The organism is Kitasatospora sp. NPDC036993 (genome assembly GCF_055607525.1).
Window position 1 is genome coordinate 32,641 of record NZ_JBVJRP010000027.1, and the last position, 24,520, is coordinate 57,160.

The 24,520-nt window shown below is 77.0% G+C and carries 1 protein-coding gene; it reads right to left on the bottom strand.

Annotation, left to right across the window (positions count from 1 at the left end; all coding sequences use genetic code 11):
* Positions 1-56: 56 nt before the first annotated feature.
* Positions 57-24,518: a type I polyketide synthase gene (locus ACZ7C5_RS35720; RefSeq protein ID WP_470324267.1), complete on the bottom strand. Its 24,462-nt coding sequence runs from the start codon at positions 24,516-24,518 to the stop codon at positions 57-59.
* Positions 24,519-24,520 lie beyond the last annotated feature (2 nt).

Sequence of the window (24,520 nt, forward strand, 5' to 3'; positions counted from 1 at the left end):
TGGCCGGTTCGAGCCGGCCACCGCCCCCGCACCGCCGCCGGACGGCTCCGGGCCGCTCAGTCCAGGTCGCCGTTGCCCAGCTCCTCCCGGACCAGGTTGAGCAGTTCCTCGTCGTCCGCGGCGTCCAGGAGGTCGGCGATGGTGTCCTCCTCCTCCGCCGGGGCCCCGGTGGCCCAGCGGGCCAGGAAGGCCTGGAGGCGCACGGCGACCCTGGTACGGGACAGCTCGTCGGGCGGGCTGACGGCCATCGCCGCCTCCAGGCCGTCGAGCATCCCGAGCAGCGGCTCGACGTCCGTGCCCGACTCGGCGCCCGGCAGGGTGCTGTGCAGGTGGGCCGCCAGCGCGGCCGGGGTCGGGTGGTCGAAGACGATCGTCGCCGGGAGCGGGACCCCGCACTCCCCGGCCAGCCGGTTGCGGAACTCGACGGCCGTGAGCGAGTCGAAGCCCAGGTCGCGGAACGGCCTGGTCTCGTCGATGCCTTCGGCCAAGGAGTAGCGGAGCACCTCGACCAGGACGTCCCTGATCAGCTCCAGCAGGACGGCCGTCCGCTCCTTGGCGTCCAGCCCCGCCAGCCGGACGCGCGGCGCGCCGCCGTCCGCCCCGCCGTCCTCCGCCGGCGCCGGCCCGGCCGGGGCCAGGGCGTCGGCGGCCTCGGGCAGGTCGCCCAGCAGCGGGCTCGGCCGGCCCGAGGTGAAGGCGGGCGCGAAGCGGGACCAGTCCACGTCGGCGACGGTCAGCGCGGCCGCGCCGCCGTCCACCGCCGCCGCGAGGGCCGAGAGCGCGAACTGCGGGTCCAGCGGCGTCAGTCCGCGGCGGCGCAGGAACTCCTCCGCCCCGTCGCCCGCCATTCCGCCGCCCGCCCACGGGCCCCAGGCGACCGAGGTCCCGGCAAGACCGCGGTCGCGCCGGTTCCTGGCCAGGGCGTCCAGGTAGGCGTTGCCGGCCGCGTAGAGGGCCTGGCCGCCGCTGCCCCAGGTGGCCGCGATGGAGGAGAACACCAGGAACAGCTCCAGGTCGGCCGCCGCGGTGAGCTCGTCCAGGTGGGCGGCGCCGTCGACCTTGCCGCCGGTGATCCTCGCGATGTCCTCGGCGCCGGTCTGCGCGAGCATCGCCGACTGGGCGACCCCGGCGGCGTGGACGACGCCGATCAGCGGACGGTCGGCCGGGACGGCGGCCAGCGTCGCCGCCAGCGCGTCCCGGTCGGCGGCGTCGCACTCGGCGACCGTCACCCGGGCTCCGGCCGCCGTGAGTTCGGCGGTCAGCTCCTCGGCTCCCGGGGTGCGGGAGCCGCGCCGGCTGGTGAGGACCAGGTCGGTGACGCCCCGGTCGACCAGCCAGCGGGCGACCACCGCGCCCAGCGCGCCGGTGCCGCCGGTGACCAGCACCGTGCCGGGCCGCGACGGCCGCCACGGCGCCGCCGGGGCCTGACCGGTGTCGGTGCGGTCCTGACCGGCGTCGATACGGACCCGATCGGCGTCGGTGCGGGTCAGCCGGCGGACGAGCACCCGGTCGCCGCGCAGGGCGAGCTGGTCCTCGCCGGTGCCGCCGTCGAGGACGGCCGCGAGGGCGGTGAGGGTGCCGGAGTCCGGCTCGGCGGGCAGGTCGACCAGCCCGCCCCAGCGCCGCGGGTGTTCCAGCGCGGCGGCCTGGCCGAAGCCCCACAGCTGCGCCTGCTCGGGGTGGGTGACCCGGTCCGCCGCGTCCACGGCCACCGCGCCGCGGGTGACCATCCACAGCGGCGCCTCCACCTCCGCGTCGCCGAGGGCGTGCATCAGCAGGAGGCTGCGGGTCAGCCCGGTGGGCAGGTAGACGACCCCGCGCGCCTTCTCGGCGGCGGCGCGCAACCGGTCCGCCAGCTGGTCCCGGTCGAGGTCGCCGATGGCCAGCCGGACCGGTTCGGTGTCGGCGGGCAGCTCCGCGAGCACGGAGTCGGCGAGCGCGGTGTCCGCGGACGTGGCGTCCGCAGGCGTGGTGTCGTCCGAGCCGTCGGTGACCAGCAGCCAGCTGCCGTCCAGCCGCGCCGGGGCGACCTCGACCGGCTTCCAGTCGACCCGGTAGAGGCAGTCGTCCAGCGTCGGGGCCGCGCCGGAGGCCCGGCCGGCCGCCGGGAGCGGCAACCGCGGCCAGTACCGGTCCCGTTGGAAGGCGTACGTCGGCAGGGCCACCCGGCGCCCGGCGGGCAGGACGGCCGTCCAGTCGGCGTCGGCGCCCGCCGTCCAGATCCTGGCGAGCGCTTCGACGGCGGTGTCCCGGTCCGCGCGGCCCTTGCGCAGCAGCGGCGCGAAGGTGCCCGCCGCGACGGACTGCTGTGCCAGCCCGCACAGCACGCCGTCGGGGCCGAGTTCCAGGTACCGGGTGACGCCCTGCCCGGCCAGGTGCGTGACGCCTTCGGCGAAGCGGACGGCCTCGCGGACCTGCCGGACCCAGTAGTCCGGCGTGGACAGCAGTCCGGGTTCGGCGATCGTGCCGGTCAGGTTGGAGACGACCGGGATGCGCGGCTCGGTGAAGGTCAACCCGGCCAGGACGGCGGCGAATTCGGCGAGCATCGGCTCCATCAGGGCCGAGTGGAAGGCGTGCGAGACGCTCAGCCTCCGGACGCGTCGGCCCTCGGCCTTCCAGCGCTCGGCCAGCTCGTCGACGGCCTCCGCCGGGCCCGAAACCACCACCGAGGAAAGCCCGTTGACGGCGGCGACGTCCAACCGGTCACCGATCTCCGCGCGCACCTCGGCCTCGGCGGCCTGGACGGCGAGCATCGCGCCGCCCTCCGGCAGCGCCTGCATCAGCCGCCCGCGCGCCGCCACCAGCGCGCACGCGTCGGCCAGCGAGAACACCCCCGCCACATGGGCCGCCGCCACCTCGCCGATCGAGTGCCCGAGCAGGAAGTCCGGTACCACACCCCAGGATTCCAGCAGCCGGAAGGACGCGACCTCGACCGCGAACAGCCCGGCCTGCGCCCACACCGTACGGTCGAGGTACTCGACGCCCCCGAACACCACGTCCTTCACCGGACGGTCCAACAACAGGTCCAGTTCCCCGCAGACCGCGTCGAAGGCCTCCGCGAACACCGGGAACGCCCCGTACAACCCGGCGCCCATCCCCACCCGCTGCGCGCCCTGACCGGTGAACAGGAACGCCGTACGGCCCTCGGCCGCGACGCCCGACACCAGCGCGCCGGACGGCCGGCCGGCGGCCAGGGCGCCGAGCGGGGCGTCCCGGTCGGCGCCGAGCACCACCGCGCGGTGCTCCAGCCCGGCCCGGGAGAGCAGCGACCTGGCCACGTCCTCGGGCCGCGGGCCGGCCTGCCGCGCCGTGAAGGCGCGCAGCCGCTCGGCCTGGCCGGCCAGCGCCTTGGCGGAGCGCCCGGACAGCAGCCAGGGCAGCACGGCTCCGGCTTCGTCGGCCTGCGGATCCGACGTGGTGTCCGGAGCCGGCGCCGGAGCCGGCGCCGCCGGAGCGGCCTCCAGGATGACGTGGGCGTTGGTGCCGCTGATCCCGAAGGAGGACACCCCCGCCCTGGCCGGCCGGTCCACGGCGGGCCACGGCCGGCGGTCCGTCACCAGCTCCACCGCGCCCGCCGTCCAGTCCACCTGCGGGGTCGGCTCGGCGACGTGCAGGGTCGGCGGCACCGTGCCGTGCCGCAGGGCGAGCACCATCTTGATCACCCCGGCGACGCCGGCCGCCGCCTGGGTGTGCCCGAGGTTGGACTTCACCGAGCCCAGCAGCAGGGGCTCACCGGCGCGGTCCTGGCCGTAGGTGGCCAGCAGCGCCTGGGCCTCGATCGGGTCGCCGAGGCGGGTTCCGGTGCCGTGCGCCTCCACCACGTCCACGTCGGCGGCCGAGAGTCCGGCGTTGGCCAGGGCCTGCCGGATCACCCGCTCCTGCGAAGGACCGTTGGGGGCGGTGAGACCGTTGGACGCGCCGTCCTGGTTGACCGCGCTGCCCCGCACCACGGCGAGGATCTCGTGGCCGTTGCGGCGAGCGTCGGAGAGTCGCTCCAGCAGCAGCACGCCGACGCCCTCGCCCCAGCCGGTGCCGTCCGCCGCGGCCGAGAAGGCCTTGCAGCGGCCGTCGGCGGCCAGCCCGCCCTGCCGGTCGAACTCGGCGAACACCACCGGGGTGGACATCACCGAGACGCCGCCCGCGACGGCCAGTTCGCACTCGCCGCTCCGCAGTGCCTGCCCCGCGAGGTGCAGGGCGACCAGCGAGGAGGAGCAGGCGGTGTCCACCGTCATCGCCGGGCCTTCGAGCCCGAACGCGTACGCCACCCGGCCGGAGAGCACCGACGCGGCGTTGCCGGTGACGACGTGGCCGTCCACGTCCTCCTCGGAGGCGGCGAGGACCAGCGGGTAGTCCTGGCCGTTGGTGCCTGCGAAGACGCCGACCGGCCGGCCCCGCATCGCCTGCGGGTCCACTCCGGCGGACTCGAAGGCCTCCCAGGACGCCTCCAGCAGCAGCCGCTGCTGGGGGTCCATCGCCAGGGCCTCGCGCGGCGAGATGCCGAACAGGCCTGCGTCGAACTCCGCCACGCCGTCCAGGAATCCGCCCCGGGCGGCCGCGTCCACGCCGGTCCAGCCGGTCTCCCAGCCGCGGTCGGCGGGGATGCCGGTCATCGCGTCGACGCCGTCGGACAGCAGTTCCCACAGCGCCTCCGGCGAGCCGGCGCCGCCGGGGAAGCGGCAGGCCATGCCGACGATCACGATCGGCTCGTCCTCGGCCCTGGCGCCGCCCACCGCCTCGGCCCTGGTGCCTCCCGCCGCCTCGACGGCACCGCCGGGCTCGGCCGCGCCGAACAGCCGCTCGGCCAGGTTGCGCGCCAGCGCGGCCGGGGTCGGCCGGTCGAAGACCAGGGTGGCGGGCAGCGCGAGGCCGGTCCTGGCGGTCGCCAGGTTCCGGAACTCCACCGCCGTCACCGAGTCGAACCCGAGGTCGCGGAAGGCCTGTTCGGCGCCGACCGCGTCCGGTGAGCCGTGGCCGAGCACCGCCGCGGCCCAGGACCGTACGGCGTCCAGCAGCAGTCCGGGGCGCCTGGTCTCCGGCGCGGCCTCCAGTTCGGTCCTGAACTCCGCCGCCCGCCCGGTGCCCCGGGCGGCGCCGGCGGCGGCCTCGGCGGCCTCGGCGGCCTCCGGCAGGTCGGCCAGCAGCGCGCTGGGCCGCAGCCCGGCCAGGCCGGCCGCGAACAGCGTCCAGTCGACGTCGGCGACCACCAGGGTGGCCTGGTCGTGGCCGATCGCCCGGGCCAGCGCCGTGACGGCGAGCGCCGGGTCCATCGGCGGCAGGCCGCCGCGGCGCAGCCGCTGCACCAGGGCCGGATCGGCCGCCATCCCCTCGTTCGCCCACGGGCCCCAGGCGACCGAGACACCCGGCAGACCGCGCTCGCGCCGCCCGGCCGTCCAGGCGTCCACGAAGGCGTTGGCGGCGGCGTAGTTGCCCTGCCCGGCGCTGCCGACGGTGCCGGCCAGCGAGGAGAAGACGACGAAGAACTCCAGCTCGTGGCCCCGCGTCAGCTCGTCCAGGGCGACCAGGCCGGCCGCCTTGGCGGCCAGCACCGTCCGGAGGCGTTCCGGGGTGAGGGAGTCGAGGGTGCCGTCGTCCAGCACGCCGGCGGCGTGCACCACGCCGGTCAGCGGGCGGTCCGCCGGGATCGCGGCGAGCACCTCGGCCAGCGCGGCCCGGTCGGTCACGTCGCAGGCCGCGACCACGGCCTCGGTGCCCTGCTCCGCCAACTCGGCGACCAGGCCCGTCATGCCCGGCGCGTCCGCGCCGCGACGGCCGGTCAGCACCACCCGGGCCACGCCGCTCCCGGCCAGCCAGCGGGCGACGGTGGCGCCCAGCGCACCGGTCCCGCCGGTGACCAGGACGGTCCCCTCGACGGCCGGCGACCAGGCCGGCGATCCGGACGGCAAACCCGACGGCGAGCCCGACGGCGATCCGGTGCCCGTTCCGGACGGCGCGCCCTGTCCCGCGGCCGCCCTGACCAGCCGGCGTCCGTAGGTGCCCGAGCCGCGCACGGCCACCTGGTCCTCGCCGGTGCCGCCGGCCAGCACCGCGGCCAGCCGGGTGCCCGCCCTGGCGTCCGGTGCGGACGGCAGGTCGATCAGGCCGCCCCAGCGGTCCGGGGACTCCAGGGCCGCGACCCGGCCCAGGCCCCAGACCTGCGCCTGTCCGGCGTCGGCGGCCGGGTCGGAGCGGCCGACGGAGACCGCGTGCTCGGTCAGCGCCCAGAACGGGGCGCTGACGCCCGCGTCGCCGAGCGCCTGGAACAGGGCCAGGGTGAGTTCCAGGCCCTGCGACAGCGCGGCGTCCTCGGCCGGCGCCCCGGTGAGGGCGGCGAGTGACACCACGCCCGTCACCGTGCCCGCGTCGAGGAGCTGTGCGGCCAGGTCCGTCCGGTCGGTGCCGGCGGGCCGGAACGGCACCGGCTCGGCTCCCGCCGCGCGGATCGCCGCCGCCACCGCCTCGGCGAGCGGGTGCGCCGCACCGGCGGGCGGGAGCACCAGCAGCCACCGGCCGGTCAGCGCCGGAGCGGCCGCCCCGCCGGTGAGCGGGCGCCAGGTGGCCTGGTAGCGCCAGGAGTCCACCACCGAGTCGACCCGGCGGCGCTGCCGCCACGAGGAGAGCACCGGCAGGGCCGCGCCGAGCAGCCCGGCCGGGTCGGGGGCGTCCAGCAGCTCGGCCAGGTCGCCGAGGTCCTCGCGCTCCACGGCGTCCCAGAACCTGGCGTCCACCGTGTCCCCGGCGGCCGCCACGGGACCGGACGCGCCGGTCCGCGGCCAGAACCGCTGCCGCTGGAAGGCGTACGTCGGCAGCTCCACCCGCCGCCCCGCGGGCAGCACCGCGGACCAGTCGGCCTCGGCTCCGTCGGCCCACAGCCGGGCCAGCGCCCGCAGCGCGGTCAGGGAGTCCTCCCGGCCGCGGCGCAGCAGCGGGGCGAACACGCCGTCCGCGACGGTCTGCTGGGCCATCGCGCACAGCACGCCGTCCGGTCCCAGCTCCGCGAACCGGGTGACACCCTCGCGGTGCAGGGTCTCAACGCCGTCGGCGAAGCGGACGGCCTCGCGGACCTGGCGCAGCCAGTAGTCGGGGGTGGTGAGCAGCCCTGGCCCGGCCGTCGTGCCGGTCAGGTTGGAGACGATCGGAATGCCCGGCTCGGCGAACTCCAACTCGGCCAGGACGGCGGCGAATTCGGCGAGCATCGGCTCCATCAGGGCCGAGTGGAAGGCGTGCGAAACGGTCAGCCGGCGGGTACGGCGCCCCTCGGACTTCCAGCGCTCGGCGAACTCCTCGACGGCCTCCGCCGGGCCCGAAACCACCACGGAGGTGGGCCCGTTGACGGCGGCGACGTCCAACCGCTCGCCGATCTCCGCGCGCACCTCGGCCTCGGCGGCCTCGACCGCCAGCATCGCGCCGCCCTCCGGCAGCGCCTGCATCAGCCGGCCCCGCGCCGCGACCAGCGCACACGCGTCGGCCAGCGAGAACACCCCGGCGACGTGTGCCGCGGCGATCTCGCCGATCGAGTGGCCGAGCAGGAAGTCCGGTACCACGCCCCAGGATTCCAGCAGCCGGAAGGACGCGACCTCGACCGCGAACAGCCCGGCCTGGGTCCACCCCGTCAGGTCGAGATCGGTGCCCTCGAACACCGCCTCCCTGACCGGCCGGTCGAGCCGGAGGTCCAGCTCCGCGCGGACCGCGTCGAAGGCGTCCGCGAACACCGGGAAGGTCTCGTACAGTCCGCGCCCCATGGCGGCGTACTGCGAGCCCTGGCCGGTGAACAGGAAGGCGGTGCGGCGGTCGGCGACCGTGCCGGTGACCAGGGTGGCGTCGGGTTCGCCGGCGGCCAGCGCGGCCAGGCCGCGCAGGAGTTCGGCGTGGTCGGCGCCGACGACCACGGCCCGGTGGTCCAGGTCCGCCCGGCTGCCGGCCAGCGACCAGGCGACGTCCCGGACGTCCGCGCCCGGTGCGACGAAGGCGCGCAGGCGCTCCGCCTGGTCGCGCAGGCCCTCGGCGGTCTTCGCCGAGACCGTCCAGGCGGGCAGCGCCGGTGCGGCGGCCGGCTCCTCGGCCGGGGTGGCCGGCACGCTCTCCAGGATGACGTGGGCGTTGGTGCCGCTGATGCCGAAGGAGGAGACGCCCGCGCGGCGCGGTCGCTCGGCCTCGGGCCACGGACGGGCCTCGGTGAGCAGTTCCACCGCGCCGGCCGACCAGTCCACCTGCGGGCTGGGCCGCTCCGCGTGCAGGGTGGCCGGGAGGACGCCGTGGCGCATCGCCTGCACCATCTTGATCACCCCGGCGACGCCGGCGGCGGCCTGGGTGTGGCCGATGTTGGACTTGACGGAGCCGAGCCAGAGCGGCTCGCCGGCACGGTCCTGGCCGTAGGTCGCCAGCAGCGCCTGGGCCTCGATCGGGTCGCCCAGGACGGTGCCGGTGCCGTGCGCCTCCACCGCGTCCACGTCGGCCGGGGACAGCCCGGCGCTCGCCAGCGCCTGGCGGATCACCCGCTGCTGGGCGGGGCCGTTCGGCGCGGTGAGGCCGTTGGAGGCGCCGTCCTGGTTGACCGCGCTGCCGCGCAGCACGGCCAGCACCCGGTGCCCGTTGCGCCGGGCGGTGGAGAGCCGCTCGACCAGCAGGACGCCGACGCCCTCGCCCCAGCCCGTACCGTCCGCGCCGGCGCCGAAGGACTTGCAGCGGCCGTCGGAGGCCAGCCCGCCCTGGCGGTCGAACTCGCCGAAGGCGGCCGGGGAGACCATCACCGTCACACCGCCGGCCAGGGCGGTCTCGCAGTCGCCCTCGCGCAGCGCCTGCGCCGCCCAGTGCAGCGCGACCAGGGAGGAGGAGCAGGCGGTGTCGACGGTGACCGCCGGGCCCTCCAGGCCGAAGGTGTACGCCACCCGGCCGGAGATCACGCTGTTCGCCGATCCGGCCAGGAGGTGGTTCCTCGCCTCCTCCAGTCCCCCGGCGGCGCCGTAGCCCGAGGAGGAGGCGCCGACGAAGACGCCGATCTGTCCGCCGCGCACCGAGCGCGGATCGATCCCGGCGTCCTCGAAGGCCTCCCAGGAGGCCTCCAGCAGCAGCCGTTGCTGCGGGTCCATCGCCAGCGCCTCACGCGGGCTGATGCCGAACAGGGCCGCGTCGAACTCGGTCGCGCCGTCGACGAAGCCGCCGCGCGCCGCCTCGGCGGCGATGCCCTCGACCGGCCAGGCGCGGTCCGCCGGGAAGCCGGTCACGCCGTCCACGCCGGCGGCGACCAGCTCCCACAGCTCCGCCGCCGAGCGCACCCCGCCCGGGTAGCGGGCGCTCATACCGACGATCACCACCGGATCGTCCGGGGCGGGGGCCGGTCCGACGGGTGCCTCCGCGGCCCCCGTGGGCGCGGACTCCGGCAGTTCTCCGGCCAGTTCCGCGGCCAGGTGGGCGGCCAGGACGGCCGGCGTCGGGTAGTCGAAGGCGAGGGTGGCGGGCAGTGCCAGCCCGGTGTCCCTGGTCAGCAGGTTCCGCAGGGCCACCGCGGTCAGCGAGTCGAAGCCGAGGTCGCGGAACGCCTGCCCGGCGTCGACGGCCTCCGCCGAGGCGTGGCCGAGGACGGCGGCGGCGCAGGACCTGACCAGGTCCAGCAGCATCCGCTCGCGGCGCGCGGCCGGGGCCGCCGCCAGCCGGGCCGGGAACCCCGAGGCGTCCTCGGCGGCCGCGGCCTCCGGCGCCAGGGCGGCGGCCGCCTCCGGCAGGTCCGCGAGCAGCGGACTGGTCCGGGCGGTGGCGAACAGCGGCGCGAACAGCGTCCAGTCCACGTCGGCCACGGTCACGCAGGCCTCGTCGCCGTCCACGGCGCGGGCCAGGGCGAGCACCGCGAGCCGCGGGTCCATCGCGGCCAGGCCCCGGCGGCGCAGCTGTTCGGCGGCCTCACCCCGGGCGGCCATGCCGCCGCCGGCCCACGGGCCCCAGGCGACCGAGGTGCCGCGCAGGCCCTCCGCCCTGCGGCGCTGCACCAGGGCGTCGAGGTGGGCGTTGGCGGCCGCGTAGACGGCCTGGCCGCCGCTGCCCCAGGTGGCCGCGATCGAGGAGAACACCACGAACAGGTCGAGGTCCGACCCGGCGGTCAGCTCGTCGAGGAGCCCGGCGCCGACGGCCTTGCCGTCGAGCACCCTGGCGATCTCCGTCCGGTCGGTGCCGGCGAGCGGCACGGCGCCCTGGGCGACACCGGCGGCGTGCACCACGCCGGTCGGCCGGTGCTCGGCGAGCAGCGCCGCCAGCCCCTCCCGGTCGGTCGCCCCGCAGGCGGCCACCACCACCTCACTGCCCAGCTCCGAAAGCTCCGCCACCAGCTCGGCGACGCCCGGCGCCTCCGCGCCCCGACGACTGGTCAGCACCAGCTTCGGCACCCCCCGACCGGCCAGCCAACGCGCCGTCTCGGCACCCAGCGCACCCGTCCCACCGGTCACCAGCACCGGCCCCGACGGCACCCACGGCGCGGCGGGCACGGTGTCGGAGGCGGCGCGGACCAGGCGGCGGCCGTACACCCCGGCGCCACGGACGGCGACCTGGTCCTCGCCGGTGCCGCCGCCGAGGACGGCCACGGCGCGCCTGGCCGACGGCGGGTCGAGCACGGCCGGGAGGTCGATCAGCCCGCCCCAGCGCTGCGGGTGCTCCAGCGCCGCGACCCGGCCGAGGCCCCAGAGCCGGGCCTGGGCGGGGTCGCGCAGCGGGTCGGAGCGGCCGGTCGAGACGGCGCCGGCGGTGGCCAGCCAGAGCGGGGCGTCGACGCCCGCCTCGCCCAGTGCCCGCAGCAGGCCGACGGCGTCGGCCACCGCGTCGTCCGACGGGAGCAGCGCGACGACGCCGGCGGCGTCGGCGGGCGGGGCGTCGAGGTCGAGCGGGAGCACCTCGGCCCCGGCGTCCCGCAGCGCGGCGGCCAGGGCGGCCCCCGGCTCGGAGCCTTCCGGCGCGGCCAGCAGCCAGGTGCCGGAGAGCGCGGCCCCGGCGAGCCCGGCGAGGGGCTTCCAGGTCGCCCGGTAGCGCCAGGAGCCGATCACCGCGTCCTGCCGGCGCGACCGCCGCCAGGAGGAGAGCACCGGCAGGACGGACCCGAGGTGCTCGGGCGCCCCCTCGATGTCCAGGGTCTCGGCGAGCCCGTCCAGGTCCTCGCGTTCGACGGCCGCCCAGAACCGGGCCTCGTCCGGGTCGGCCGCGGTGTGCGTCGGCTCGGCCGCCTCGGGCCAGTACCGCTCGCGCTGGAAGGCGTAGGTGGGCAGCGGTACCCGCCGGGCGGCGGGCAGCAGGGCAGGCCAGTCGATCTCGGCGCCGGCCGTCCAGAGCGTGGCCAGGGCGGTGCGCAGTGTCTCCCGCTCGTCCCGGTCCCTGCGCAGCAGCGGTACGCCGGCCGTGTCGGGGGCGCTCTGGCCGGCGAGTGCGGTCAGCACCCCGTCCGGGCCGACCTCGACGAGGCGGGTGGCGCCCTGGCGGCGCAGGGTGTCCACGCCGTCGGCGAAGCGGACCGCTTCGCGGACCTGGCGCACCCAGTAGTCGGGGGTGGACATCAGCCCTGGCTCGGCGAGTTCCCCGGTCAGGTCGGAGACCATCGGGAACTGCGGCTCGTTGAAGGTCAACTCGGCCAGGACGGCGGCGAATTCGGCGAGCATCGGCTCCATCAGCGCCGAGTGGAAGGCGTGCGAGACGGTCAGCCGGCTGGTCTTGCGGCCCTCGGCCTTCCAGCGTGCGGCGAACTCGTCGACGACCTCCGCCGGGCCCGAAACCACCACGGAGGCGGGCCCGTTGACGGCGGCGACGTCCAGCCGGTCACCGATCCCGGTACGCACCTCGGTCTCGGCGGCCTGCACGGCGAGCATCGCGCCGCCGCCCGGCAGCGCCTGCATCAGCCGGCCCCGCGCCGCGACCAGCGCGCACGCGTCGGCCAGCGAGAACACCCCGGCGACGTGCGCGGCCGCGATCTCGCCGATCGAGTGCCCGAGCAGCAGGTCGGGGACCACCTGCCAGGACTCCAGCAGCCGGAACAGCGCCACCTCGACGGCGAACAGCCCGGCCTGGGCCCACACCGTACGGTCCAGGTCCTCCGCGCCCTCGAACACCACGTCCTTCAGCGGCAGGTCAGGGCCGAACTCCGCGCAGACGGCGTCGAAGGCCTCGGCGAACACCGGGAACGCCCCGTACAGGCCCTTGCCCATCCCGACGCGCTGCGCCCCCTGGCCGGTGAACAGGAACGCCGTCCGGCCCTCCGCCACCACCCCGGAGACCACGCCGCCGGAGGGACGGCCCTCCGCCAGCGCCGCCAGGCCGTCCAGCATCGCCGCCCGGTCGCCGCCGAGCACGACGGCGCGGTGGGCCAGCCCGGTGCGTCCGGTCGCCAGTGACCGGGCCACCTCCTCCGGGCGGGCGTCCGGCTCCAGCCACCCGGCCAGCCGGGCCGCCTGGGCCCGCAGGCCCGCCGCGCTCTGCGCCGACACCACCCACGGGGTCGGCTCCTGCGCCGGTGCGGCCGGCCCGGCCGCTTCCTCCGCCGGCGCCTCCTCCAGCACCACGTGGGCGTTGGTGCCGCTGATGCCGAACGAGGACACGCCCGCGCGGCGCGGCTGTCCGGCCTCCGGCCAGGGCCTGGCCTCGGTCAGCAGCTCGATCGTTCCCGTCGACCAGTCCACGTGGGAGGTCGGCCGGTCCGCGTGCAGGGTGGCGGGCAGCACGCCGTGCCGCATCGCCTCCACCATCTTGATCACCCCGGCGACACCGGCCGCGGCCTGGGTGTGGCCGATGTTGGACTTCACCGAGCCCAGCCGCAGCGGCCGGTCGCCGGGCCGGTCCTGGCCGTACGTCGCCAGCAGGGCCTGGGCCTCGATCGGGTCGCCGAGCCGGGTACCGGTGCCGTGTGCCTCCACCGCGTCGACCTCGGCGGCCGACAGCCCGGCACTGGCCAGTGCCTGACGGATCACCCGCTCCTGCGAGGGCCCGTTGGGCGCCGTCAGACCGTTGGACGCGCCGTCCTGGTTCACGGCCGAACCCCGCACCACCGCGAGCACCCGGTGCCCGTTGCGGCGGGCGTCCGAGAGCCGCTCGACCAGCAGCAGGCCGACGCCCTCGGACATCCCGGTGCCGTCCGCGTCCTCCGAGAAGGCCTTGCAGCGCCCGTCGGAGGCCAGGCCGCCCTGCCGTTCGAACTCGGTGATCACGCCCGGCGTGGCGAGCGCGGTGACCCCGCCGGCCAGCGCGAGGTCGCACTCGCCGTTGCGCAGGGCCTGCACGGCGAGGTGCAGGGCCACCAGTGAGGAGGAGCAGGCGGTGTCGACGGTGACCGCCGGGCCCTCCAGGCCGAACACGTAGGCCAGCCGGCCGGAGGCGACGCTGGTCGCGTTGCCGGTCATCAGGTGGCCGATCGCGCCGTCCGGGATGCGGGTGCCGAGCCCGTAGTGGGACGCGGCGGCGCCGACGAAGACGCCGGTGGAGCGGCTGCCGGGAGCGGCGGGGACGATGCCCGCGTCCTCGAAGGCCTCCCAGGCGGTCTCCAGCAGCAGCCGCTGCTGGGGGTCCATCGCGAGGGCCTCGTGCGGCGAGATGCCGAACAGCCCGGCGTCGAAGTCGGTGGCGCCGTCCACGAATCCGCCCCTGGCGGCCTCGCCGGCGACGGTGTCCTGCGCCCAGCCGCGGTCAACCGGGAAGGCGGTGATGCCCTCCTCGCCCGCGGCCACCAGCCGCCACAGGTCGGCCGGGGAGGCGACGCCGCCGGGCAGCCGGCAGGCCATGCCGACGATCGCGACCGGATCGCCGGGAGCGGCGGTCGGCACCGGGGCGGTGGGGACGGGCGCCGGGGCGCTGTCGCCCAGCAGCCGGGTGGCCAGGTGGTCGGCGAGCGCGGTGGGGTTGGGGTGGTCGAACACCGCGGTGGCGGGCAGCCGCAGGCCGGTGGCGCTGTTGAGCCGGTTGCGCAGCTCGACCGCGGTCAGCGAGTCGAAGCCGAGGTCGCGGAAGGCCTGCCGGGCGCCGATCGCCTCGGCGTCGGCGTAGCCCAGCACGGTGACGGCGTTGCCGCGGACCAGGTCCAGCAGCAGCTGCCGACGCTGGCTCGCGGAGGCGCCGCGCAGCCGGCCGGCCAGGGTGGCGCCGTCGCCGGCCTCCCGTTCGGCGGCGCGCCGCACGGCGGGCCGGATCAGGCCGCGCAGCAGCGCGGGGACCTCGCCGCCGACGGTGCGGTCCAGGACGGTCGGGACGAGGTGCGCCGCGGGCGCGGCGGTGGCCGCGTCGAAGAGCGCGAGGGCCTGCGCGGTGCCCAGGCCGGTCCCGAGCCGGTCGGGGCGGGCGGCGGCCCCCGGGTTCAGGTGCCTGGTCATCGTGCTGGCCTCCTGCCAGAGGCCCCAGGCGAGGGCCTGGCCGGGCAGGCCGAGGGCGCGCCGGTGGGAGGCGAGGCCGTCCAGGAAGGCGTTGGCCGCCGCGTAGTTGGCCTGGCCGCCGCTGCCGAAGGTGGCCGAGGCCGAGGAGTACAGCACGAACAGCGCGAGGTCGGTGCCGGCGGTGAGTTCGTGCAGGTTGGCGGCGGCGTCGACCTTCGGCCGCAGCACGGCCTCGACCCGCTCCGGGGTCATCGCCTCGAACACACCGTCGTCCAGGACGCCGGCCGCGTGCACGACGCCGGTCAGCGGGTGCTCGGCGGGGATCCGCGCGAGCAGCGCGGCCAGCGCGTCCCGGTCGGCGGCGTCGCAGGCCGCGACGGTCGCCTCGGCACCCAACTCCGTGAGCTGCTCGACCAGTTCGGCCGCGCCGGGGCTGTCGGCGCCGCGCCGGCTGAGCAGCAGCAGGTGCCGTACGCCGCGTTCGGTCACCAGGTGGCGGGCCAGCAGGCCACCGAGGGTGCCGGTGCCGCCGGTGATCAGCACGGTGCCCTCGGGGTCGAGCGGCGCCGGGACGGTGACCACGTTCTTGCCGACGTGCCTGGCCTGGCTCATGAAGCGGAACGCGGCGGGCGCCTCGCGGACGTCCCAGGCGGTGACCGGCAGCATGGTCAGCGCGCCCGCGTCGAACAGGGCGACGATCTCCGCGGTGATCTCGCGCACCCGCTCCGCGCCCGCCTCGGCGGGGTTGAACGCCCGGTACCGCGCGCCCCGGTGGTCGGCGGCGACCCGCTCGGCGTCGCGCGGGTCGGCCTTGCCCATGTCGGCGAAGCGCCCGCCGTCGGCGAGCAGCCGCAGCGAGGCGTCGACGAACTCGCCGGCCAGCGAGTTGAGCACCACGTCCACGCCGCGCCCGCCGGTGGCGGCGCGGAACGCCTCCTCGAAGTCCAGGTCGCGGGAGGAGGCGAGGTGGGCGTCGTCCAGTCCGGCGGCTCGCAGCACGTCCCACTTGCCGGCGCTAGCGGTGCCGTACACCTCCAGGCCCAGATGGCGGGCGAGCTGGACGGCGGCCATGCCCACGCCGCCGGCCGCGGCGTGCACCAGCACCGACTCCCCCGGCCTGGCGGCGGCCACGTCCACCAGACCGTAGTAGGCGGTGGTGAACGCCACCGGTACGGCGGCGGCCTCGGCGAAGGTCCAGTGGGCCGGCATCCGGGCCAGCAGCCGGCGGTCGGTGACGGCCCGGTTGGCGAAGCCGCCGCCGTCGAAGTGGCCGAACACCCGGTCCCCGGCGGCCAGGTCGGTGACCTCGGCGCCGACCTCCAGGACGACACCCGCGGCCTCCGCTCCCATCACCGCGTGGTCGGGGTACATCCCGAGGGTGATCAGGACGTCGCGGAAGTTGACGCCGGCCGCGCGGACGGCCACCCGGACCTGTCCGGCGCCCAGCGGGGCGTCGGCCTCGGGGACGGGCACCAGGGCGAGGTTCTCCAGGGTGCCCTGGGCGGTGACGTCCAGGCGCCAGGCACCGGTCCCGTCGGGGGCGGCGAGGACCTCGGCGGCGCTCTGCCGGGCGAGCCTGGGCACCCGGGCCCCGCCCTCGCGCAGCGCGAGCTGCGGCTCGTCGTCGACGGTGGCCCAGGCCTGCCAGTCGGCGTCCCCGCCGACCGGGTCGCGGTCCAGCAGCAGCACCCGGCCCGGGTGCTCGGACTGCGCCGAGCGCAGCAGGCCCCACACCGCGGCGCCGGCCAGGTCGGTGACCGGCTGGCCGGGGGCGGCCGGGACCGCACCGCGGGTGACGACCACCAGCCGGGCCGCGGCGAAGCGGTCGGCGTCGAGGAACTCCTGGACAGCGCACAGGACTTCGGTGGTGGTCCGGCGCACGGCCGGGGCCTCGGCAGGAGCGGGCGGCACGCTCAGCACGACCACCGGGGGCTCGGCGCCTGCCTCGACGGCGCCGAGGTCCCGCCAGGCCGCGGTGTCGGGCCGGGCCGGGGCCTGGCGCGGCAGCGGGGACCAGTCGACGGTGAACAGGGCGTCGTGGACGGCGCGTTCGCCGGCCCGCCGGACTGAGTCGGCGGCGAGTTCGCGCAGGGTCAGCGACGCGATGCCGACCACCGGCGCGCCGGCCGGGTCGGCGGCGTGCAGGGCGATCCCGTCGGGACCGGCCGTCAGCGCCACCCGGAGCACGGTGGCCCCTGCGGCCTGGAGACTGACGCCCTCGAAGGAGAACGGCAGCCGGGTGCCGGTGCCGGGCTCGGCGGTGAGCGAGACGGCGTGCAGGGCGGAGTCCAGCAGGGCGGGATGCACCCCGTAGCCGTCGGCCGGGACGTCCGACGGCAGCGCGACCTCGGCGTAGACGGTGGCGCCGTCGCGCCAGGCGGCGCGCAGCCCCCGGAAGGCGGGGCCGTAGCCGAAGCCGACCGTGGTCAGCGCCGCGTAGAAGCCCTCGACCTCGACCGGCTCGGCCCCGGCGGGCGGCCACACCGAGAGGTCGGGCCCGTCCTGCGGCGCGGCGGCCGGGGCGAGCACGCCGGTGGCGTGGCAGACCAGCTCGGTGCCGGCGGCGTCCGGCCGGGAGAACACCTCGAAGGTGCGGCTGCCGGTGCCGTCGGCGCCGCCGACGCTCACCTGGACCGCGACGCCGCCCGCCGCGGGCAGCACCAGCGGTGCCTGAAGCACCAGTTCGGCGAGGTGGGCGCAGCCGGCCTGCTCGCCGGCCCGCAGGGCCATCTCGACGAACGCGGTGCCGGGCACCAGCACGTCGCCGCGCACCGCGTGGTCGGCCAGCCAGCCCTGGCCGGCCGCGCTCAGCCGCCCGGTCAGCAGCAGGGCGTCGCCGGGCAGCGGGACGGCGGCACCCAGCAGGGCGTGGGCGGTGACGACCTGGCCGACCGTGGCCAGGTCGCCCGCGGCCACCACGGACCGCGGCCAGTAGCGCTCGCGCTGGAAGGCGTAGGAGGGCAGTTCGACCGTGGGCCCGGCGGGCACCGCGGGGGTGAAGTCGACGGCCGCACCGGCCGTCCAGGCCTCGGCGAGGGCGGCCGACAGCTGGGCGGGGCCGCCGTGGTCGCGCCGCAGGGTGCCCAGCGCGGCTGCGTCGACGCCGGCCGCGTCGGCGGTCTCCTGGACGCCGAGGGTGAGCACCGGGTGCGGGCTGCACTCGATGAACACCGTCCGGCCGTCGGCGAGCAGGGCGCGGACGGCCTGCTCGAAGCGGACGGTGGAGCGCAGGTTGTCGTACCAGTACCGGGCGTCCATCCGCGCGGTGTCGATCGGCTCGCCGGTCAGCGTGGAGTACAGCGGGATCCGGGAGGCCACCGGGGTGATCCCGGCGAGGTCCGTCAGGACCCGTTCGCGGACCCGCTCGACCTGGGCGGAGTGAGAGGCGTAGTTCATCGGGATGAGCCGGGCCCAGGTGCCGTCGGCCTCGCAGAGCGCCAGCAGCTCCGCCAGGGCCGCGGGCTCGCCCGAGACCACGGTCGAGGACGGGCCGTTGTGCGCGGCCACCGAGAGCCGTCCGTCGTACGGTGCGATCAGCTCCCGCGCGCGCTCCTCGTCGACCGCCAGCGCCGCGATCGCGCCGCCGCCGGCCAGTTCGGTCAGCGCCAGGCCGCGCAGGGCGACCGCCTTGGCGCCGTCCTCCAGGGTCAGGGCGCCGGCCACCACCGCGGCGGCGATCTCGCCCTGGGAGTGGCCGACCACGGCCGAGGGCTCGACCCCGTACGACCGCCAGACCTCGGCCAGCGAGACCAGGATCGCCCACAGCGCCGGCTGGACCACCTCCGTCCTGGCGAGCTGCTCCTCGTCGTCCAGGACCTCGGTCAGCGCCCAGTCCGTCCAGGGTGCCAGGGCCGCCGCGCAGGCGGCCATCCGCTCGGCGAACACCGGTGAGGCGTCCATCAGTTCGCGGGCCATGCCGACCCACTGGGAGCCCTGGCCGGGGAACACGAACACCACGTCGCCGGGCACCGTCCGGCCCCGCACCACGCGCTCACCGCCGGAAGCGCCGGAGCCGCCCGTGCCATCGGAACCGTCGGAGCCCTCGGAGCCGTCAAGGGCGCCGAGGCCGTCCAGCAGGGCGGCGCGGTCGGTGCCGAGCACCACGGCGCGGTGCTCCAGGGCGGCCCTGGACAGCAGCGAGCGAGCGACGTCGGACACCCCGAGGCCGGGCCGGCCGGCCGCGAACTCCCGCAGCCGCCGGGCCTGGGCGGCCAGCGCGGCCGGGGTCCTGCCGGACAGCAGCCAGGGCTGCGGCCCCTCGGCGACCGGGGAGCCGGCGGGCCCGGCCGGCTCGGCGGCCGGTGCGGCCTCCAGGATGATGTGGGCGTTGGTGCCGCTGATGCCGAAGGAGGAGACGGCGGCGCGGCGCGGCCGGTCCGCCTCCGGCCAGGGCCTGGCCTCGGTGAGCAGTTCGACCGCGCCGGCCGACCAGTCCACGTGCGGGGAGGGCTCGTCCACGTGCAGGGTCGCGGGCAGCACGCCGTGCCGCAGCGCCTCCACCATCTTGATCACCCCGGCGACGCCCGCGGCGGCCTGGGTGTGGCCGATGTTGGTCTTCACCGAGCCGAGCCACAGCGGCTCGCCGGCGCGCTCCCGGCCGTAGGTGGCGAGCAGGGCCTGCGCCTCGATCGGGTCGCCGAGCCGGGTGCCGGTGCCGTGCGCCTCGACCGCGTCCACGTCGGCGGTGGTCAGGCCCGCGTCGGCCAGGGCCTGGCGGATCACCCGCTGCTGGGAGGGGCCGTTCGGGGCGGACAGGCCGTTCGAGGCGCCGTCCTGGTTGACCGCGCTGCCCCGGAGCACGGCGAGCACCCGGTGGCCCTTGCGGCGGGCCTCGGAGAGCCGCTCCAGCACCAGCACGCCGACGCCCTCGGCCCAGGAGGTGCCGTCCGCGGCGGCAGCGAAGGCCTTGCAGCGGCCGTCGGCGGCCAGGCCGTTCTGCTTGTCGAACTCGGCGAACACCCCGGGGGAGACCATCACCGCGACGCCGCCGGCCAGCGCCATCCCGCACTCCCCGCGGCGCAGTGCCTGCGCCGCCAGGTGCAGGGCGACCAGCGAGGAGGAGCACGCGGTGTCGATGGTGACGGCGGGGCCCTCCAGGCCGAAGGTGTACGACACCCGGCCGGACAGCACGCTGCTGACGGTGCCGGTGAGCAGGTGGCCCTCGACGTTGGCGGGCATCTCCATGCCGAGGCCGTAGCCGGAGGAGGAGGCGCCGATCATCACGCCGGTCGACGAGCGGCCGAGCGAGAACGGGTCGATGCCGGCGTTCTCGAACGCCTCCCAGACCGCCTCCAGCAGCAGCCGCTGCTGGGGGTCCATCGCCAGCGCCTCGCGCGGCGAGATGCCGAACATGCCGGCGTCGAACTCGGTGGCGTCGTCCAGGAAGCCGCCGCGCCGGACGTACGAGCCGCCCTCGGGCCAGCCGCGGTCGGTGGGGAAGTCGCCGACGCCGTCCCGGCCTTCGGCCACCAGCTCCCACAGCTGCCCGGCGGAACGGACGCCGCCGGGGTAGCGGCAGCTCATGCCGACGATCGCGATCGGCTCGTCGTCCACCGCGGCCGTCACCGGGGCCCGTGGCGGAGCCTCCTCGGCCGTGCCGAACAGCTCGCCGAGCAGGTGCTCGGTCAGCGCGGCGGGCGTCGGGTGGTCGAAGACCAGCGTCGCGGCCAGCCTCAGGCCGGTCTCCTCGCCGAGCCGGTTGCGCAGTTCGACGGCGGTCAGCGAGTCGAAGCCCAGGTCGCGGAAGGCCCGGCGCGGCTCCACCGCCTCGGCGGTCGGGCGCCCGAGGACCAGCGCGGTGCGGGCCCTGACCACCTCCAGCAGCAGGCGCGAGCGCTCGCCCTCGGGCGCGGCGGCGAGCGCGTCCCGCAGTTCCGAGGAGACGGCGGGCGCGCCTCCGGTGCCGGTGGTCCCGGCCGTCTCGGCCAGTTCGCTCAGCAGCGGGCTGGGCCGGCCGGAGGCGAACGAGGGCCCGAACCGCTCCCAGTCGACGTCCGCGACGGCCACGCAGCCCTCGTCCCGGTCGACGATCCCGGCCAGGGCCAGGATCGCCGTCGTCCGGTCCAGCCCGGACAGGCCGCGGCGGCGCAGGAAGTCCTCGAAGTCGGCGTCGTCGGCCATGCCGGCCTGGGCCCAGGGGCCCCAGGCGACCGAGGTCCCGGCCAGGCCGCGGGCCCGGCGGTTCTCCACCAGCGCGTCCAGGAACGCGTTCCCGGCCGCGTAGGCGCCCTGGCCGCCGCTGCCCCAGAGGCCGGCGATCGACGAGAACACCACGAACAGGTCGAGGCCGTCGGTCAGTTCGTCCAGCAGCGCGGCGCCGGCCGCCTTGCCGCCGATCACCTCGGCGACGGCCTCAGGACCGGTCTCCATCAGCGGACCGGGCGAGCCGACTCCGGCGGTGTGCACCACGCCGGTCAGCGGGTACTCGGCCGGGATGCCGGCCAGCAGCCCGGTCAGCGACTCCCGGTCGGTCACGTCGCAGGCGGCGACCGTCACCCGGGCGCCCAGCGCGGTCAGTTCGGCCACCAGCTCGTCCACGCCCGGCGCGGCCGGGCCCCGGCGGCTGGTCAGCAGCAGGTGCGGCACGCCCCGGCCCGCCAGCCAGCGCGCCGTGTCCCCGCCGAGGGCGCCCGTCCCGCCGGTGATCAGGACGGTGCCGCCGGTGTTCCACTCCTCGGCGGGCCTCTCGGGCAGCGGTGCCCTGACCACCCGGCGGACGAGTGCCCGTTCCCCGCGCAGGGCCAGCTGGTCCTCCTCGCCCGCGGCGGCGAGGAGCGCGGCCAGCCGTCGGCCGTCCTCGGCGGTCAGGACGGGCGGCAGGTCGATCAACCCGCCCCAGCGGTCCGGCTGTTCCAGCGCGGCGACCCGGCCGAGGCCCCACAGCAGCGACTGCTCGGGGGCCTGCGACCCGTCCTCGTCCCCGGTGGAGACCGCGCCCCGGGTCAGGCACCACAGCGGGGCCCGCGAGCCCACGTCGCCGAGCGCCTGGAAGAGCAGCAGCAGGGCGGCGAGGTCGCCGGGCACCGGCAGCCCGCCGGCGGCGGAGCCGGCCAGGAACACCACACCGGCGGGGTCCTCGGTGGCCAGCCGCTCGGCGAGCGCGGCCCGGTCGCCGGCCGCCGTCAGGGTGGTGACCTGCGCCCCGGCCTCCCGCAGCGCCGCTGCCACGGCTTCGGCCGGGCCGCCCTGGCCGGGTGCGGTCTCGGCGGGTCCGGTCTCGGCGGACACGGCCTGGTCGGGTGCGGCCTCGGCGGCGGTGACGAGCAGCCAGGTGCCGGACGGCCCGGCGGCCTCCGGCACCGCCAGCGGCTGCCACTCCACCCGGTAGCGCCAGGAGTCGACGACCGCCTCCTGCCGGCGCGAGCGCCGCCACGCGGAGAGCGCGGGGACGACGCCGTCCAGGACCTCCGGGGTGTCCGCCAGCCTCAGGGTGGTGGCCAGTTCGGAGACGTCGGCGCGCTCCACGGCCGCCCAGAACCGGGCGTCCTCGGGGGAGCCGGGCGCGTCGAGCGGCACGTCGGGCCAGAAGCGTTCGCGCTGGAAGGCGTAGGTCGGCAGGTCCAGCCTGCGGCCGGCCGGCAGGACGGACCGCCAGTCGAGCTCGCCACCGGTGGTCCAGAGGACGGCCAGGGCGGTCAGGGCGGTCTCGGCCTCGTCCCGCTCGCGGCGCATCAGCGGCGCGAACGCGGCGTCGGCGGCCGACTGTCCGGCCAGACCGGACAACACGGCGTCCGGGCCGAGTTCGACGAACCTGGTGACCCCCTGACGGCCCAGGGTGTCGACACCGTCGGCGAAGCGCACGGCCTCGCGGACCTGACGCAGCCAGTAGTCCGGGGTGGTGACCAGCCCTGGCCCGGAGAGTTCGCCGGTCAGGTTGGAGACCAGCGGGATCTGCGGCTCGGCGAAGGTCAACTGCTCCAGGACAGCGCCGAATTCGGCGAGCATCGGCTCCATCAGCGCCGAGTGGAACGCGTGCGAGACAGCCAGCCGGCTGGTCTTGCGACCCTGCGCGGACCACTCGGCCGCGAACGCCTCCACCACCTCGACGGGCCCGGAAACCACCACGGACGTCGGGCCGTTGACCGCCGCGACGTCCAGCCGGTCACCGACCTCCGCACGCACCTCGGCCTCGCCCGCCTGCACGGCGAGCATCGCGCCACCCTCCGGCAGCGCCTGCATCAGCCGGCCACGCGCCGCCACCAGCGCACACGCGTCGGCCAGCGAGAACACCCCCGCCACATGGGCCGCCGCGATCTCACCGATCGAGTGCCCGAGCAGGAAGTCCGGTACCACACCCCAGGATTCGAGCAACCGGAAGGACGCGACCTCGACCGCGAACAGCCCGGCCTGCGCCCACACCGTCCGGTCCAGATCCTCCGCGCCCCCGAACACCACGTCCCTGAGCGGCCCGCCCAGGTCGAACCCGGCGCAGACCTCGTCGAAGGCCCCCGCGAACACCGGGAACGCCTCGTACAGGCCCTTGCCCATCCCGGCCCGCTGCGCACCCTGCCCCGTGAACAGGAACGCCGTCCGGCCCTCGACCGCGACGCCCGACACCACACCGGCCGCGGGACGGCCCTCCGCCAGCGCCGCCAGGCCGTCCCGGTCGGCCCCGAGCACCACTGCCCGGTGGGCCAGTCCGGCCCTGGTGGTGGCCAGCGACCAGGCCACCTCGCCCGGGTCGGTGTCGGGACCGAGCCATCCGGCCAGCCGTGCCGCCTGGGCTCGCAGCGCCTGCGCACTCTGCGCTGACACCGGCCAGGCCACCGGACCGGACGCCGCCGCCGGCGGCTCGGCCCCGGCCCCGGTGCCGGCTTCGGCCTCGACCTCGGCGGGGCTCTCCTCGATGAGCACATGGGCGTTGGTGCCGCCGACGCCGAACGCGGAGACGCCGATCCGCCGGGTCCGCTCGGCCTGCGGCCAGGGGCGGGCCTCGGTCAGCAGCTCGACGCCGCCGCCCGTCCACTCGACGTGCGGGGTCGGGGCGTCCACGTGCAGGGTGGCCGGCAGCAGGCCGTGGCGCAGCGCCAGCACGCTCTTGATCATGCCGACGGCACCCGCCGCGGCCTGGGTGTGCCCCACGTTGGACTTCAACGAGCCGAGCAGCAGCGGCCGTTCGGCGCTCCGGCCGCGCCCGTAGACGGCTTGCAGCGCCTCGGCCTCGATCGGGTCGCCGAGCCGGGTGCCGGTGCCGTGCGCCTCGACGGCGTCCACGTCGGCCGGTTCCAGCCGGGCGTTGGCGAGCGCCTGGCGGATCACCCGCTCCTGCGAGGGACCGTTGGGGGCGGTGAGGCCGTTGGAGGCACCGTCCTGGTTGACGGCGCTGCCGCGGACGACCGCCAGCACCTCGTGGCCGTTGCGGCGCGCGTCGGAGAGCCGCTCCAGCAGCAGCACGCCGACGCCCTCGCCCCAGCCGGTGCCGTCCGCCGCGGCGGCGAAGGACTTGCAGCGCCCGTCGGCGGCCAGGCCGCCCTGCTTGCCGAACTCGCCGAAGGCCGCCGGGGTGCTGATCACCGCGACGCCGCCGGCCAGCGCCAGCCCGCACTCGCCCTGGCGCAGCGACTGGACGGCCAGGTGCAGCGCGACCAGCGCGGAGGAGCAGGCGGTGTCCACCGTGACGGCCGGGCCCTCCAGGCCGAACACGTACGAGAGCCGGCCGGAGAGCACCCCGCTCGCGGTGCCGGTCAGGTGGTAGCCCGCGGTGTTGTCGGGCAGCCGGCCGACGCCGTCGTAGCCGGACGGGGAGGCGCCGACGAAGACGCCGGTCTCGCTGCCCGCCACGGACCGCGGATCGATGCCCGCCCGCTCGAAGGTCTCCCAGGCGACCTCCAGCAGCAGCCGCTGCTGGGGGTCCATCGCCAGCGCCTCGCGCGGGTTGATGCCGAACAGTTCGGCGTCGAACTCGGTCGCGTCGCCGATGAAGCCGCCCCGGCGGGCGTAGTCCCGGCCCCCGGGGAAGGACTCCTCCCAGCCGCGGTCGGTCGGGAACCCGCCGATCGCGTCGGTGCCGTCCGCGACCAGCCGCCACAGGTCCTCGGGGCCGGTGACGCCGCCGGGCAGCCGGCAGCCCAGCGCGACGATCGCGATCGGCTCGCGGGCCGCCGCCTGGATCTCCCGGTTCTGCCTGCGCAGCCGGTCGACCTCCTTGAGTGAGGCCCGGAGCGCTTCGACCGCCTTGTCACCGCGGGTGTTCATCG

What these genes read in the sequence shown, in the direction of transcription:
- ACZ7C5_RS35720 (WP_470324267.1), bottom strand. Translation starts at nt 24,518, where the DNA reads ATGAACACCCGCGGTGACAAGGCGGTCGAAGCGCTCCGGGCCTCACTC.